Source organism: Bifidobacteriaceae bacterium, from assembly GCA_031281585.1.
GTDB lineage: Bacteria > Actinomycetota > Actinomycetes > Actinomycetales > WQXJ01 > JAIRTF01.
The window spans coordinates 16,911-31,226 of sequence record JAITFE010000116.1; the positions used below are offsets into that span (position 1 = coordinate 16,911).

At 66.6% G+C, this 14,316-nt stretch carries 15 protein-coding genes; 9 read left to right on the forward strand and 6 right to left on the reverse strand.

Annotation, left to right across the window (positions count from 1 at the left end; all coding sequences use genetic code 11):
• The first annotated feature begins 99 nt into the window (after positions 1–99).
• Genes LBC97_12580 through LBC97_12605 form a run of 6 tightly spaced genes read left to right on the forward strand, consistent with a single transcriptional unit; the run spans position 100 to position 6,058 of the window.
• Positions 100–882, forward strand: coding sequence for an ABC transporter permease (locus LBC97_12580; protein MDR2566862.1), 783 nt, complete (start codon positions 100–102; stop codon positions 880–882).
• Positions 879–1,667 (forward strand): ABC transporter permease, encoded by a 789-nt coding sequence (locus tag LBC97_12585; protein ID MDR2566863.1) that lies wholly within the window; start codon positions 879–881, stop codon positions 1,665–1,667. Before LBC97_12580 ends, LBC97_12585 begins: the two co-directional genes overlap by 4 nt.
• The gene (locus LBC97_12590) at positions 1,664–2,896 is read left to right on the forward strand and encodes an ABC transporter ATP-binding protein (protein ID MDR2566864.1); all 1,233 of its coding nucleotides are present in this window, start codon (positions 1,664–1,666) and stop codon (positions 2,894–2,896) included. The genes LBC97_12585 and LBC97_12590 overlap by 4 nt, the downstream gene beginning before the upstream one ends.
• Positions 2,893–3,927, forward strand: coding sequence for a hypothetical protein (locus tag LBC97_12595; GenBank protein ID MDR2566865.1), 1,035 nt, complete (start codon positions 2,893–2,895; stop codon positions 3,925–3,927). The genes LBC97_12590 and LBC97_12595 overlap by 4 nt, the downstream gene beginning before the upstream one ends.
• On the forward strand, positions 3,924–4,859 hold the full coding sequence (locus tag LBC97_12600) for an aldo/keto reductase (protein ID MDR2566866.1): 936 nt from the start codon (positions 3,924–3,926) through the stop codon (positions 4,857–4,859). Before LBC97_12595 ends, LBC97_12600 begins: the two co-directional genes overlap by 4 nt.
• Before the next feature lie 29 nt (positions 4,860–4,888).
• Positions 4,889–6,058 (forward strand): MFS transporter, encoded by a 1,170-nt coding sequence (locus tag LBC97_12605; GenBank protein MDR2566867.1) that lies wholly within the window; start codon positions 4,889–4,891, stop codon positions 6,056–6,058.
• Between the two features lie 238 nt (positions 6,059–6,296).
• Here LBC97_12605 and LBC97_12610 read toward each other — a convergent pair whose 3' ends face one another.
• Together LBC97_12610 and LBC97_12615 are read right to left on the reverse strand one after the other, a co-directional pair.
• Entirely contained in the window at positions 6,297–6,755 is a 459-nt protein-coding gene (locus LBC97_12610) for a cupin domain-containing protein (GenBank protein ID MDR2566868.1), read from the reverse strand.
• Complete coding sequence (locus tag LBC97_12615; GenBank protein ID MDR2566869.1) at positions 6,752–7,756, reverse strand: hypothetical protein; 1,005 nt, start codon at positions 7,754–7,756, stop codon at positions 6,752–6,754. The genes LBC97_12610 and LBC97_12615 overlap by 4 nt, the downstream gene beginning before the upstream one ends.
• A gap of 424 nt (positions 7,757–8,180) precedes the next feature.
• On the opposite strand from LBC97_12615, the gene LBC97_12620 reads away from it, so the two are divergent.
• Positions 8,181–9,125 (forward strand): sugar kinase, encoded by a 945-nt coding sequence (locus LBC97_12620; GenBank protein ID MDR2566870.1) that lies wholly within the window; start codon positions 8,181–8,183, stop codon positions 9,123–9,125.
• 20 nt (positions 9,126–9,145) lie between these two features.
• Here LBC97_12620 and LBC97_12625 read toward each other — a convergent pair whose 3' ends face one another.
• Genes LBC97_12625 through LBC97_12640 form a run of 4 tightly spaced genes read right to left on the reverse strand, consistent with a single transcriptional unit; the run spans position 9,146 to position 13,151 of the window.
• Entirely contained in the window at positions 9,146–10,063 is a 918-nt protein-coding gene (locus LBC97_12625) for a histidinol phosphatase (GenBank protein MDR2566871.1), read from the reverse strand.
• 30 nt (positions 10,064–10,093) lie between these two features.
• Complete coding sequence (locus LBC97_12630) at positions 10,094–11,140, reverse strand: ribosome small subunit-dependent GTPase A (GenBank protein MDR2566872.1); 1,047 nt, start codon at positions 11,138–11,140, stop codon at positions 10,094–10,096.
• Positions 11,137–12,693, reverse strand: coding sequence for a 3-phosphoshikimate 1-carboxyvinyltransferase (locus tag LBC97_12635; protein ID MDR2566873.1), 1,557 nt, complete (start codon positions 12,691–12,693; stop codon positions 11,137–11,139). The genes LBC97_12630 and LBC97_12635 overlap by 4 nt, the downstream gene beginning before the upstream one ends.
• Positions 12,690–13,151 carry a DoxX family membrane protein gene (locus LBC97_12640; GenBank protein ID MDR2566874.1) on the reverse strand — a complete coding sequence of 154 codons (462 nt, stop codon included), beginning with the start codon at positions 13,149–13,151 and terminating at the stop codon, positions 12,690–12,692. The genes LBC97_12635 and LBC97_12640 overlap by 4 nt, the downstream gene beginning before the upstream one ends.
• Before the next feature lie 132 nt (positions 13,152–13,283).
• Between LBC97_12640 and LBC97_12645 the strand changes: the two genes are divergently transcribed.
• Entirely contained in the window at positions 13,284–13,922 is a 639-nt protein-coding gene (locus LBC97_12645) for a sigma-70 family RNA polymerase sigma factor (GenBank protein ID MDR2566875.1), read from the forward strand.
• Positions 13,923–13,926: 4 nt separating this feature from the next.
• Entirely contained in the window at positions 13,927–14,193 is a 267-nt protein-coding gene (gene rsrA, locus LBC97_12650; protein MDR2566876.1) for a mycothiol system anti-sigma-R factor, read from the forward strand.
• The last annotated feature ends 123 nt before the right edge of the window (positions 14,194–14,316 follow it).

A 14,316-nucleotide genomic window follows, 5' to 3' on the forward strand; every position in this document is an offset into this window, starting at 1 on the left:
GGACCCGGTTCCGCAAGTCGCGGCGGAATCGCCGCGCTTGGGGCCGCCCTGCGGCGTCCCCGAGCGATCCAGTGGCTGGTACTGAGCGCGGCGGTGTTCATGCTGGTTGTATTCGTGGTGCCGCTCGGGGCTATTGTCTACCGCGCTTTCGACGACCCGGCGAACTTCTCGGCCGCGCTCGAATCAGGAGTTTTCCGTCGTTCCGTTTGGACGACTGTGCGGATGAGCCTGATTGTGACTGTGGTCTGCGTGATCCTCTCCTATCCGTACGCGTACGCCCTGGCCCGCTCCGGCCCGGGTTTCTCGGCCTTTCTGTTGATCGCTTTGATGGTCTCGTTTTGGACCAGCACATTGGTCCGCACCTACTCGTGGAAGATCCTGCTCAACAACACTGGGGTCATCAACAAGACGTTGATCTCGATGGGGATCATCGACGAGCCGATTCGCATGATTGGCACCGATTTCGCCGTCGGCCTCGGGGTGGCGCATGTTCTCGCGCCCTACACCATCTTGACCATTTACACACAGATCCGGGCCGTCGGCCCCGAGTTGGAGGAGGCCGCGCAAGTCGCCGGGGCCCGGCCGACCGTCGTGTTTTGGCGCCTGATCATGCCCATGTCCGTCCCAGGGATGGCCGCTGGAGCCATCCTGGTGTTCGTCATGGCATTGGGCTTCTACATCACCCCGGCGATCTTGGGAAGCGCGGAAGACGTGTACATCGGAACTGCCATTGTTCAGCAAGTGCAAGTGTTCCTCAAGACCGGGGTGGGCGCTGCGCAATCTCTGCTCCTGCTCGCAATAGTGCTCCTCACACTGGGGGTGGCCAGCCGTTTCGTGAGTTTTGGCAAACTTCTTGGGCTCGCCAAAGGCGGTGTGACGTGAGGGCGAAGTTGAGTGTCAAGGCGCTGTCACTGGCATTGGCGATGTTCTTCCTTTTTCCGACCCTCGTTGTCGCAATAACATCGTTTGGGAAGGGGCGGATCATCCAGTTCCCGCCGAAGAGCCTGACCCTTGACTGGCACCGCGAGATCTTTTCGGACGAGCGCTGGCGGGAGGCGTTCGGCAACAGCTTCGTTGTGGCGGTGATCTCTGCGGCGTTGGCCATGGTGGTGGGCACGGCTCTCGCGCTTGGGGTGGCGCGAATTCGATTCTTGCCAACTTCGGCGATTGTAGGTATGGCGATGGCTCCGGTCATTGTTCCGGGAGTCGTGTTGTCCGTCGGATTCTACTTTGTTGGTGTTCGTGTGGGTCTGACCGGCGGAGTTTTGGGATTGGCGCTCGCGCATTCGACAATTGGGGCGCCGTTTGTGTTTGTCAACGTGCTTTCCCGCCTCGCTTCAATGGACCGCCAAATCGAAGAGGCGGCGCGAGTCTGCGGAGCCAGCGAATCAGCCACTCTGGTGCTCGTGACACTGCGACTGGCGTTCCCCTCAGTGGTCATCGGCGGAGTCCTGGCCTTCATCGGCTCGTGGGACGAGTTCATGATCGCATCCTTCTTCAACTCTCCCACCTTCCACACGGTCCCGGTCGTGGTATTCGGCGAGGTGTTGTCAGGCGCCGATCCTTCCACATCAGCCGCCTCGACCGTGATAACCCTCATCTCGATCCTTATGCTCGGCTTGGCCGCTGGCCTGCCGGGTCTTGCCAGGAGGAAGGCCAAGTCATGAACGCCTTTGACGTCGCGCGTCCGAAGCTGGGCACTTTGCCGGAAAGTGAAGCCGCCGCGTCCGCACGCAGCCCCGCCAGCACTAACGGATCCTCGGTCGAGTTGTTCAACGTAGTGAAGAAGTTCGGTGATTTCGCGGCGGTCGACGGGGTTTCCCTAACGATCGAACCGGGTGCCTTTGTCACGCTTCTAGGCGCTTCCGGCTCGGGGAAAACGACGTTGTTGCGGATCATCGCCGGTTTCGCCGAGGCCACGAGCGGGCAAGTTCTGATCGATTCCCTTGACGTGGCCAAGATTCCGGTGCACAAGCGCGGAATAGGTATGGTCTTCCAGAATTACGCGCTCTTTCCTCACCTCAATGTGGCTAAGAACGTCGAGTTCCCGCTGTCGAGACACAAGGTTCCCAAGGCGGCTCGGGCCGCAAAGATCGAAGAAGCCCTCGCCGCCGTGCGACTTACAGGCCTCGAAAAGCGCTTGCCCCGCGAGCTTTCCGGAGGGCAGCAGCAACGTGTTGCCCTCGCCCGCGCCATTGTGCTGCGCCCTCGGTTGTTGTTGATGGATGAGCCTTTGGGCGCGCTAGACCGCAACTTGCGCGAATCCCTCCAGATCGAGATCCGTCGCTTATCGCGGGATTTGGGTCTGACCGTTGTCAACGTGACCCACGACCAGGAAGAGGCGCTGACCATGAGCGACAAGATCGCGCTCCTGGCGGCAGGCAAGCTGGTGCAGTTCGGCAGTCCTGAGGACCTTTATGTACGCCCCGCTGACCGACTGGTGGCGGAGTTCATAGGCGAATCCAACATCTTCGAAGGAACGCTGCGGACCGACCAAGGGCGGGTCGTGCTCGATTCGCCGCAGGGATTGCTGGTGGTTCCCGCGTCGGCCCACGCGTTGAACGGCCAGGCGACAATGGTGGTCCGTCCCACCGCAGCCGTCATCCGTCCCGCGGGCGCCCTGAAGTCCGCTCCAGCCAACCGGGTGAGTGGCACGGTGCGTGCCGTGATCTTCGCGGGCGAATCACGCAAAGTGGTACTGCTTGACGGCACCGGGGAGGAGCGGGTCGTGCGGATGCATGCCTCGGAGACGTTCGACTTCGCCCCTGGCGACGACGTGTTTCTGGAATGGGATCACGCCGCCAGTCGCGTGCTGTCGGCCCAACTCGGCGTCTCCAATGAACCGACTGAAACTTCTGAAACCTCTGAAAACGAACTGACAAGGAGCAAGCTATGACCTACCGGATTTTTGTTTCCCAACCGATCCCCGAGCCAGCCCTGGAACTCATGCGCCAATATGGCGAGGTGGAAGTCTTCCCCTGGGCTCACCGCGAGATCAGCGTGGATGAGTTGTGCCAAGCCGCTCGGCGTTCGGACTACATCTTCACGATGCATTCGATACCCATCACCCGGTCCATGCTGGAGGCAAACCCGAACATCTACGGCTACGCTGTGGCGTCCCCGATAGCGTGGTTTCACGATCTTGAGGCCATCCGCGAAATGGGGGTGCCGTTGCTGGTCCAATTGCCGGAGGAGATTCCCGAGGACCCCGAATCGTGGTCTCCCCAAGGGTATGGCTTGAACGCACGCGCCACCGCGGACCTGCTTGTAACGCATGTCTTGGCGGCAGCGTACAGATTCGTGGAGTCGGACCGGTACTGCCGCGAGCGTGTCTACTTCCAGGAGATGACCATGGATCTCATGGGCCAGGGAATGCTGGACAAGACCGTGGCCCTCTACGGCTTCGGTAAAGTGGCGCGGCAGGCCGCAAAGCGGTTCAAGGCCTTCGAAGCCAAAATGATCTACCACAAGCGCACACGTCTGTCCGCCGAGGAAGAGGCCAGGTTCGGCCTCGAGTGGGTGGATAGCCCGGACGAGTTGTTTGTGCGAGGCGACTACGTGTGTCTTCTGACCAACGTCGAGGATGGCAACTTGCGAATGGTTGGCCGGGCTCAATTCGAGCTCATGAAGCCAAGCGCCTACTTCTTCAACGTGGCGCGGGGCCGCTTGACAGACGAGGATGCCCTAGCCGAGGCTCTGCGTGCGGGCAAGATCGCCGGCGCGGGCCTTGACGTGTTCGTCGAAGAGCCACCGTACTACCACGATTCGTTTGTGCCCGAAGGTTTGCGGAAGCTTGACAACGTGACCCTGACTCCGCACAACGGTGGTGCCACCTACTTGTCGCGCGGTGCTCAGACCTTGCGCATCGCGGGCGCAATTGTCGCTGACATACAGCGACGCGAGTCCGCGAAGGAGGGTGCTGAATGAGCGACGCTTTGCCGCTTCGCCAGTTGGGCCCCCTCACAGTAAGCGCGGTGGGCCTTGGGTGCAACAACTTCGGCCGGGCGCTGGACCGCGAGGCCAGCACGGCCGTTGTGCACGCGGCACTGGACCTGGGAATCACTCTGTTCGACACGGCCGACATCTACGGTGGCACCGACAGCGAGGTGTTTCTGGGGGAGGCCCTGGGGCGCCGTCGGTCCGAGGTTGTTGTGGCCACGAAGTTCGGAGAAGTGCCGCTGAGCGGGGGAGTGCGAAACGCCTCACCACCCTACGTGCGGGCGGCCGTGGACGCGAGCCTACAGCGCTTGGGAACAGACTGGATCGACCTCTACCAATTGCACTTCCCAGATCCAGCCACTCCTATCGCGGACACGCTTGGCGCCCTCAACGAGGCGGTCCAGGCAGGCAAAGTGTTGCACATCGGCTGTTCCAACTTCACACAGGCCATGATCCGCGAGGCGGACGCGGCTGCCACTGGCGCGCGCTTTGTCACCGTGCAAAACGAGTACTCGCTGCTGGAGCGTGGACCCGAGACCGACGGTGTCCTTGAGGAGTGCTGTCGGCTTGGACTGGGATTCTTACCGTATTTCCCTCTCGCTGGGGGCTTGTTGACCGGGAAATACCGGGGCGGGATGCCCTCCGGCGCGCGGTGGACCGTTCAGAGCGGTCAGCGGCGGGACCAATTCGTCACGGAACGCAATTTCGCGGTGGTTGAGGAGCTGTGGGACTGGGCCGTTCGCAAAGGCCGAACGATGACCGAGCTTGCTTTTGGTTGGCTGTTGCAACGCCCGGAGGTCTCATCGGTCATTGCGGGCGCCACGAGTTCCGACCAGGTGGCTGCGAATGTCGCAGCAGCCGGGGCAGGGCTCACTGCAGAGGAGATAGCGGAACTCGACGCGATCACGGCGGCCCGTTGATTGTGGCAGTCGGAAGGCCCAAGGCCACGATGGCCAGGAGCAACAAGCTCAGCGCCGCCCTGATCGTCGTCTGCCAAAGCCTGCAAACCCTGAGCATTGGCGGGGTTTCGCTATTCTTGCCGCTCATCCGCGCGGACTTGGGGCTCACGTTTGCGCAAGCTGGGTTCATATCCTCCGCCGCCCTCTTCTCATTCGCTCTCATGCAGATCCCGGCGGGATGGTTAGCCGACCGGTTGGGCGCCAAGCGCTTGTTCACAATTGGGCTCCTCGGCGTGTTGGCCCTCACCTGTCTCCTCGGGATGCTCGACTCCTACTGGATGGTGCTGCTCACTCAGGTGCTGTCAGGGGTTTTTCGCTCGTTCGTGTTCATTCCCGGGATGCTCCTGATCACATGGGAATTCCCGCAGGACCGGGAAGCGACGGCCATGGGCTTGTATGTCGCGGGCGGCTATTCGTCGAATGTGTTGCTCTCGTCGATCGGCCCGTTCTTGGTGGAGCCGTTTGGCTGGCGAACACTGTTCGTGGTGTTTGGTTTGGCCGGCTGCGTGGCTGTCTTCGGCTACGCGTGGGCAGGTGGTCCGGGTCCGCCCCGGCAAGGTGGTGCGGCCCCGCCACTCCGGCGTCTTGGCGAACTGCTGGCCCGTCCAGTGTTCGTGCTGGCGGCTTGGCTGCAGTTCGTGCGGTACGCCATCGCGAATGGCGTAACCTTCTGGCTGCCGTCCTTTTTGGTGTCGGACCACGCGATGAGCCTGCGGACAGCTGGCATCGTGGTGGCCGCCAGCGCGCTGCTCACGGCACCGGCGAATCTCGTCGGCGGCTATTTGTCGGATCGCCTGCGGGCACCTGCGCGGGTCATTGCTGTGTCTCTCGCCGTTCTTGTGGTCTCCCTTTCTATCATCGCTGCGAGGCCCGCTTGGCCCGTTCTTTGCGCAGCGATAGCCGTGCAGGCGATTTTCGTGCAGGTCTACTTTGGTCCTCTCTTCGCTGTCCCGATTCAGGCCTTCGGCCAGGAAATCGCGGCGCTGTCCAACGGATACTCAAATCTCTGCGCCAATATCGGCGGATTGGCAGCAGCGTGGGCACTGGGGGCAATTCGGGATGCCACAGGCGATTTCGCGGCCGGGTTCTGGATGCTGGCCGGTTTGGCCGCCACGGGTGTCGCCGCGGCGATGGCGCTCCGCAAAGTTCTTGCGCGCTAGGGATACGAACTCCGTTCCGAGAAGGGCAGCTCTAGGCGCGGTACCCCCAACTCGGGGCGGGCAATAGCAAATCGTTCGCAGGGCCGCAGGTCGTCGGCCATGACGAGGTCAGTCTCGCCGTCCATGTGGATCAGTCCTCTTGATCGGGAACCCGGACTTCCCAACACTAAGCGTGGGCTCCCGTGGGCCACGCGGCGCAGCTGACCCGCGCCCGGCCAATACCCGCCTGTGCGGTTGGCTAATAGCGGATGAACTCCGCCACCGCCGGGTCGCGCTCGAGTTCGGCTATCTCCGCCGGGCCCGGCAGGACCGGGCGGTCTCGTTCCACCGTCACCAGGCACAGGAAGCCGAAAGGCTGGTCGGGGTCGGCGCGGAGTTGGTGCCAAGCCCAACCGGGCACATAAATCAGGTCGTTCAACTGCGGCCTGATCACCCGGTCCTGGACCAGCACGCGGCCCGACCCCCGGATGGGGATGACCAGGTGGGGGTGGCCGTGGTGCTCCAGGGTCGAGTGGCCGCCCGGGGCGATCTCGAAATAGCGCACCTGGACGCCCAGCCCGTGTTCCGCGTCGAACAGCACGCGCCTGGTCACGTCCTGGAACGGCGAGCCGGGGATTTGGTTGTACGCCAACTCCTCGATCCCGTCCCAGCGGAACGGCTCGGTCTGAGGCACATGGGTGGGCAATGGGGTGGTCACAAGGTTTCTCCTTCGTCTTTTCCAAAGTGGTCGCGCCGATTCAGCCAATCCGCCAGATGCGCGGCCGCCAGCTCGCTCTGCCGGCGGACGACCTGCGGGCTGGCCCCGCCAATGTGGGGCGTGATGGCGACTGCCGGGTGGGTCAGCACCCAATGGTCGGGCGGGACCGGCTCCTGCCAGAACACGTCCAGCCCCGCCCCGGCCAGGCGGCCTGAATCCAAGGCGGCGCGCAGCGCGGGCTCCTCGACTAGGGCGGCCCTGGCGGTGTTGACCAGGACGGCGCCCGCCGGCAAGCGGGCCAGTTCGCGGGTTCCGATCATCCCGGCCGTGTCCGCCCGCGCCGGCGCGTGCAACGTGACCACCTGGCTGCGTGCCAGCAGATCGTCCAACGGGACCAACGTCAGCCCCGGATCCAGCGCCTCGGCGGCCAGGCGTGGGGCCGCCACCAGCACCCGCGCCCCGAACCCCGTGAGGCGCCGGGCCACCTTGCGCCCAACCTGCCCGTAACCGACCACCCCCGCCACCGCGCCCTCCAGCGTGAGCCCTTGAAAATGGTGATATGGCCAGTGTTGCGCCTCCGGTCGCCAGGACCCCGCCCGCAGCCATCGTTCGGACGCTCCCACCTGGCGGGCCACCGCCAGGATCAGCGCCAGAGTCAGATCGGCCGTCGCGGCGGCGTTTCGACCGGGGGTTGTTTTGACCGCAATCCCGCGCCGACGCGCCGCCGCCAAATCCGCGGTCTTCGGGTCGGAACGGCAAACCACCAGCAACTCCAGCTTTGGCGCCGCCGCGAGACTCGACTGGTCCACCAGGTCCAGTTCGGTGACCAAGGCCGCCGCCTCGGCGAGCAGCGGGGCATGCGGCCCGGCCGCCAGGGCGATCGGCTCCCTGACGGGGGGAGCGAACACAATTTCCGCCCGGCCCGCCAGCGCGCCCACTGCGGCCGGGTCGAATGGCGCGGCGACCACTATGCGCGGCGGGGCGGGGTTCGGCCGGCTCACTGGCGTTCCGTCGTGGCCGGCGGCCGTGACGCGTCCCGGACCGCTGGGGACTTCGGATCGCCAGGCGCGGTGGCGACCGTCTGCGGCAAAGCCAGCGAAGCGCGGTTCACTTCGGTCCCGTCTGAGTCGGCAATGGGGGATGAGCGCGGCCATTATGGCGATCTGCCGGGGCGCCGGATCCCGCCGTCCAAGAAGTGGTCGAATGTAATCGCCAAACCGCCCGCCCGGCCCCCGCCCGCGCCGCCCATCCGACCGGCGCCCAAACCCTGGCCAGACCGGCGGCGGGGGCGCCGAGAGCCCGCCGGACGGCATCGGCGGGCGGGCCCCGGCGGGACGGGCGGCCAACCCGGCCGTTGCGGGGCCGGCGAACGGGAACGTCCGGTCCGGTACCCTGGCCCACCGACTCAGCCTCAGGAGGATCGCCGTGGTTCAAGCAGTTTCTTTCGGAGCCCACATCATTGACGCGTTGGGCTGGCCCTTCCGGGGCGTGCCGGACGGCCAGCAGGTCTCAATCATCGACCGGATCAAGTTCACGGTGGCCGGCACCGCCGCCGCTCCCGCCATGAACCTGGCCAAACTGGGGGTGGACGTGGCCGCCGTCGGGAGGATCGGCAAGGACCTGGTGGGCGACTTCCTGGCCACCACCCTGGCTGGCTACGGGGCCGACGTGAGCCACCTGCTGCGCCAAAGCGACGAGCAGACCTCCGCCAGCCTGCTGCCGATCCGACTTGACGGCTCGCGTCCGGCCATGCACGTGATTGGGGCCAACGCGAGCCTCACCGAGGCGGACGTGCCCTGGGAATTGATCGGCCCCGGCGTGGTCTTCCACCTGGGCGGGATTGGGATCCTCCCCGGGATTGACGGGCCGGCCGCCGGGCGCGTTCTGGCCCGAGCCAAGGAACTCGGGGCGATCACCACCGTGGACGTCATCTTGACTCCCCGGCCCGACCTGAAGGAACTGCTCGCCCCGGCGCTCGGCGCGACCGACTACTTCCTTCCCAACATCGAAGAGGCGGGGCTGCTGGTGGGCAGCGAGGACCGGGACGCGATTGTGGCCTGGCTGGGGCAAAGCGGGGTGGGCGTGGCCTTGTTGACCTTGGGGGAGGACGGCGTGCTGGTCGCCCCCTCCGGCCAAACCGCCCGGGTCCTGCCCGCATTCGCGGTTGACGTTGTGGACTCGACGGGCTGCGGGGACGCTTTCTCCGCCGGGTTCATTTCCGGCCTGGTGGACGGTCTGGACCTGTGGGCCGCCGCCGAACGCGGTCTGGCCGCCGGTTCGCTGGTCGCCACCGACCTGGGTTCAGACGCCGGCCTGGCGTCGCTGGAGGAGTTGGAGGCCTTCCGCCAGACCACGCCGCGCCGGGTTTAGCCGGCGTCCGGGGGAGGGGGTCAGCCCTTCAGGCCTTTGCCGTGCAGATAGGGGATGACGCGGGGATGGAGGCGGCCGTTGGTCGCCAAAGCGTCCGAGCCGAACGGCCCCGTCACCTTTCCGCGCGTGTCGGTGAAGGCGCCGCCGGCCTCGGTCACAATGGGGGCCAGGGCGATCATGTCGTGCGGCGCCAACTCCGGTTCGGTGGCGATGTCCACGCAACCCTCCGCGACCAGCATGTAGGACCAGAAATCGCCGAACGCGCGGGACCGGCCAACGTCTCCGATCAGGCGGATGAGCCCCGCGAGGCGCCCCTGGTCCTCCCAGTTCGACGGCGAGGAGTAGGACAGGAACGCCTCGCCCAGCTTCTTGGTCTTGGAGACCTTCAGCCGCGTGGCCGAATCAATGCCGGGGCCTTTCCACGAGCCGTAGCCGGCCGCCGCGAACCAGCGCATGCCCAACGCGGGCGCGGAGACCACTCCGACCGCCGGCCGCCCGTCCGCGACCAGCCCGATCAGGGTGGCCCAAACCGGGACGCCGCGCACATAGTTGGCGGTCCCGTCGATCGGGTCCACCACCCAGACGCGCTTGCGGGCTTCTTGGATCTTCAGCAGCTTCGAGGTCTTCGAGCCGCCGAACTCCTCGCCCAGCACGCCGTCATCCGGGCGCGTGCGCGCGAACTGGTCCCGCAGGTGCTGTTCCGCCCTCAGGTCGGCGTCCGTGACCGGGGTCTCGTCTTCCTTCTGGTCCACGTCGAGGTCCTTCGCCCCGAAGCGGGCCAGGGTGATCTCGTCGGCTTGGTCCGCCAGCGTCAGCGCAAGCCTGAGGTCGGTCAAATAAGTGTCAGGCGCGACGGGCGCGGCCTGAGCTTGGGCGAGTTGCTCCAGGAAAGCCCGGCGCGACTTGTCTTCCGGTTCCTTCTGCCTTGACTTGGCCAACGTTCAATCCTCTCGCTGAAACACTCTGGGCTAGTTTTCCTCGCCGCTACTAGCAACGATACGCAGGTACGAGGCGAAGCGCGCCTTCCGCTCGGCTGAGCCCAGGGCCCATTCTGCCAGGGCGCATTCAGGTTGGTCCGGGCCGTGCGGGCAGCCCCTGGGGCATTCGGCCGCCCTGGCCGCCAAGTCCGGGAACGCGGCCAGCACGCGCTCCGGGTGGACGTGGCTGAGCCCGAACGAGCGCACCCCGGGCGTGTCCACCACCCAGCCGCCGCCGGGCAGCTCAAGCGCCACCGCCGAACTGGACGTGTGCCGGCCTTTCCCGGTGACCAGGTTGACCTCGCCGGTGGCGCGCCGGGCGCCCGGCACCAGCGCGTTGATCAGCGTCGATTTGCCCACCCCCGAGTGCCCCACCAGCACCGACACTCGTCCCGTCAGCAACTCCCGCACGCGGTCCAGGCCTTCCATCCCGCCGCCGATGCCGTCCCCGCCGTCAGTTTCCCCCGTCCCGCCGGCGGCGAACCGCCCGGTGGTCGCCACCGTGACCCCCAGCGGCTCGTAGAGCGCCCGCAGGGCGCCGTCCGCGCCCAAGTCGGCCTTCGTCAGGCACAAGATCACGTCGAGGCCCGCGTCATAGGCCGCCACCAACTGGCGGTCGATCATCCCGATCCGGGGCTCGGGGTTGGCGAGCGCCGCCACGATCACCATCTGGTCCGCGTTGGCCACCACCACCCGCTCGCGGCCCCTGCCCTCGTCGGTCGCGCGCCTAAGCTCCGTGCGCCTGGGGCCCACCCGCACAATCCGGGCGAGCGCGTCCTTGCGGCCGGACACGTCCCCGGTCAAGAACGCCTGGTCGCCCACCACAACCCCCCGGTGCCCCAGTTCGCGGGCCTTGACGGCCATCACGTCACGTTTGCCGCCGCTAGCCATCCGCGCCAGATAGCGTCCGCGGTCCACCCCGATGACCACGGCTTCCTGCGCGTCGGCATGGGCTGGCCGCTGTTTGGTGCGCGGCCGCGAGGCGGTGCGGCGGCCTGGCACGTCGTCCTGGGTGAGGTGTTCCCAGCGTTTGCTCACTGCGCGACCATCTCCTGCCAGAGCGCGGCGAAGCCGGGCAGGGTCTTGGCGGTCGCGCCGATGTCCTCGATTAACACTCCCGGCACGGCCAGGCCGATCAACGCCGCAAAGGTCGCCATCCGGTGGTCGCCGTAGGTTCGCACCACGCCGCCGTGCAACGGCCGGGGCCGGATCGCCAACCCGCCCTCGAGCTCGGTCGCGTCCCCGCCCAAACGGTTGATTTCGGCGGTCAGGGCCGCCAGCCGGTTGGTCTCATGCCCCCGCAGGTGCCCAATCCCGACCAGTCGGCTCTCGCTCCCCGCCAGCGCCGCCAGCGCCGCCAGGGTGGGCGCCAATTCCCCGGCTTCCGCAAGGTTCAGGTGGGCTCCGCGCAGCGCGCCGACCTCGCCGCTGACCTCAAGCTCGCCGCTGACCTCGCGTGCGCCGTCGCTTGGGCCATGGTCCGGGCAATGCCTGTCGGCGGGGGGCGAATCGGGCCGCCAAGTCACCTTGCCGCCGAACGCCTCCAGGTATTCCCGCAGTTTGTCGCCCGGTTGGTCGGTCTGGCCGGGCCAACCGGGCACCCGGACGGTGCCGCCCGCCACCAGGGCGGCGGCCAGGAAGGGTCCCGCGTTGGACAGGTCCGGTTCGACCGTCAGGTCTTGGCCGGCGAGCCCGCCCGGCGCCACCCGCCAGGACCATTCGCCGACTTGCTCAACGGCGGCGCCGAACTGGGTCAGCGCGCGGACCGTCATGTCGACATGAGGGCGGCTGGGAAGCGCGGGCGGGTGCAGTTCGACGCGCAGTCCCTGGTCAAAGCGGGGCGCGGCCAGCAGCAAGGCGGAGAGGAACTGGCTTGACGCGCGCGCGTCAAGTGTGCAGGCCCCCCCGGCCAGGGAGCCCAGGCCCGTGATGGAAAACGGCAGGCTGCGCCCCCGCGGCGGCCAGCCCACCTCCGCGCCCAAGTCAGCGAGCGCTTGCAGGAGCGGCCGGATCGGCCGCCCGGCGGCGGCCGAATCGCCCGTGAAAGTGAAACTGCTCGCGGACAAGGCCGCGAGCGGCGCCGCGAACCGCATGACGGTCCCGGCCAGCCCCACGTCGATCACGGCCTGGTCCGTCCGAACGTCGGTCGCGGCCTGGCCTGGCCCGGTGCCAGTGGCGGCTTGCTCTGTCTGAACGTCGGTCGCGGCCAGTCCCGTCCGGACGTCGGCCCCGGCGTGGTCCGTCCGAACGTCGGTCGCGGCCTGGCCTGACCCGGCGTCGGTCACGGCACCGGCGGCGGGGCGGGTGGCGCCGCGCGGGCGGGCGCGCCCCGGCCGGGTCGAGGGCGGGGCTGGGAGGACGCGGACGGCATCGGGCGCGGGGCGGTCAAAAGACGCGCCCAAAGCGGCCAGTGCTTGCCCCATCAGCTGGCTGTCGCGGGCGTCCAAGACGCCGCGCAGAAGGCTTGGCCCGTTGGCGAGCGCTGCCAGGACCAGGTAGCGGGCCGTCAACGACTTCGAGCCGGGCAACCGCACGCGGGCGTCAAGGGGCTGCGACGCCACCGGCGCCGGCCACGGCTCGGGCGGGCTCACGCGCGCCGGGCTGCCTTCTTGCCGCTCTTGGCGGCCTGTTTGGCGGCGCAGCGCTTGCCCCGGCGGGTCGGGCCGGCCAGGATCAACAGGTCGGCGCCCACCAGGAGCAAATGGAAGAAGAAACCGGTGCGGAGGCGGCCGCGGACGGCATCGTCGTCTTTGACCTCCCAGAACCGGTAGCCCAACAAAATGGCCGGCACGGCCGCCGCCAAGGAGGCCAAAGCGCCCAGACGCGGCGCCACCGAGGTGGCGATCAAGGCGCCGCCGGCCGTCTGGCTGATGGCGCTGGCGCGGACCGCCGTGGCGGGCGAAAGGCTCTGGCCGCTGGTCTTGGCAAGCCAGGTCAGAGCCGGTTCCGCGACCTCGCGGTGCGGCTCCGGGTTGCGCAGGACGTCGACTCCGTCGGCGATGATGGCGGCGCCAATAAGGGCGCGGGCTTTGAAGCGGATAAGGCTCATAGCAAGTGTCTACCACGTTTCGGGAAGAACTCAGGCCGCGTTGGTGTTGCAATTCACATGGAGTTGACCCTCGAAGCCAATGCCACCGTCCAAACCAGGCCGTCTGAAAGACGGTCCGCACCACAAGTGCCCATGCTGACGGTAGGCTCAATCATTGTGACAGCCGACCAGGTGGTGGACGACCCTCGCCCAACCGAAACCGCCGCTGAACGGTCCAGACGGTTTGAACGCGACGCGATGGAATACATCGACCAGCTGTATGCGGCCGCCCTCAGAATCACCCGCAATCCCACAGACGCCGAAGACTTGGTTCAAGAGACCTACGCGAAGGCGTTCGCAAGCTTTCATCAGTACCAGCCGGGCACCAACCTGAAGGCCTGGCTGCACCGCATTTTGACGAACTCGTACATCAACGACTACCGCAAGAAGAGCCGGTCCCCGCAACAGGCGAACACTGACGACATCGAAGACTGGCAGATCATGCGGGCCTCCGAGCACGAATCGGTCGGCCTCAGGTCCGCCGAACTGGAGGTGCTGGACCGCCTCCCGGACTCGCGCGTGAAGCAGGCCCTGGCGGAGCTGCGGGAGGACTACCGCATGGCGGTCTACTACGCGGACGTCGAAGGGTATTCTTACAAGGAGGTCGCTGAGATCATGGACACGCCGATCGGCACTGTCATGTCTCGGCTCCACCGGGGCCGCGCCCAATTGCGGGCCGCTCTGGCAGGACAAGGATTTGAGGCGCGCTCTGATGGAGAGAGCGGGGGGTGAGGTTATGGAGACGTTGTTCAAGCGGTTCGGATGCGAGGACGCATTGCCGCGCCTGTATCAGTTCATCGACCAGGAGTTGGCCGTTCATGAGCTTGATGCGATGCGGGATCACCTTGACTGCTGTGACAGCTGCGCTTACGAGCGCGAGGTTCGAACCAAACTGAAGAACGTCATCCGGGCGGCCTGCATAGAGGTCGCCCCCCCAACCCTGCGCGCCAAGGTGTCCGCACGGCTGGCGGAACTCCGCCAGGGGGTTGCCGAGGCGGTGTAGAACTGGAACTCGAAAAACGGGGCGGTCCAGTTTAGCCGCTGCGAAACAGGACCGCCCCCTTTTACCTAATGGTCTACGCGTTAGGCCGGTGGCCGGGGTTGGCGGCGGTCTTCTTTCGCGGGG

Coding starts and splice junctions, on each gene's coding strand:
- LBC97_12580 (MDR2566862.1), top strand. CDS start 100: ATGCTGGTTGTATTCGTGGTGCCGCTCGGGGCTATTGTCTACCGCGCT.
- LBC97_12590 (MDR2566864.1), top strand. CDS start 1,664: ATGAACGCCTTTGACGTCGCGCGTCCGAAGCTGGGCACTTTGCCGGAA.
- LBC97_12595 (MDR2566865.1), top strand. CDS start 2,893: ATGACCTACCGGATTTTTGTTTCCCAACCGATCCCCGAGCCAGCCCTG.
- LBC97_12600 (MDR2566866.1), top strand. CDS start 3,924: ATGAGCGACGCTTTGCCGCTTCGCCAGTTGGGCCCCCTCACAGTAAGC.
- LBC97_12605 (MDR2566867.1), top strand. CDS start 4,889: ATGGCCAGGAGCAACAAGCTCAGCGCCGCCCTGATCGTCGTCTGCCAA.
- LBC97_12640 (MDR2566874.1), bottom strand. CDS start 13,151: ATGAGCCTTATCCGCTTCAAAGCCCGCGCCCTTATTGGCGCCGCCATC.
- LBC97_12645 (MDR2566875.1), top strand. CDS start 13,284: ATGCTGACGGTAGGCTCAATCATTGTGACAGCCGACCAGGTGGTGGAC.
- rsrA (MDR2566876.1), top strand. CDS start 13,927: ATGGAGACGTTGTTCAAGCGGTTCGGATGCGAGGACGCATTGCCGCGC.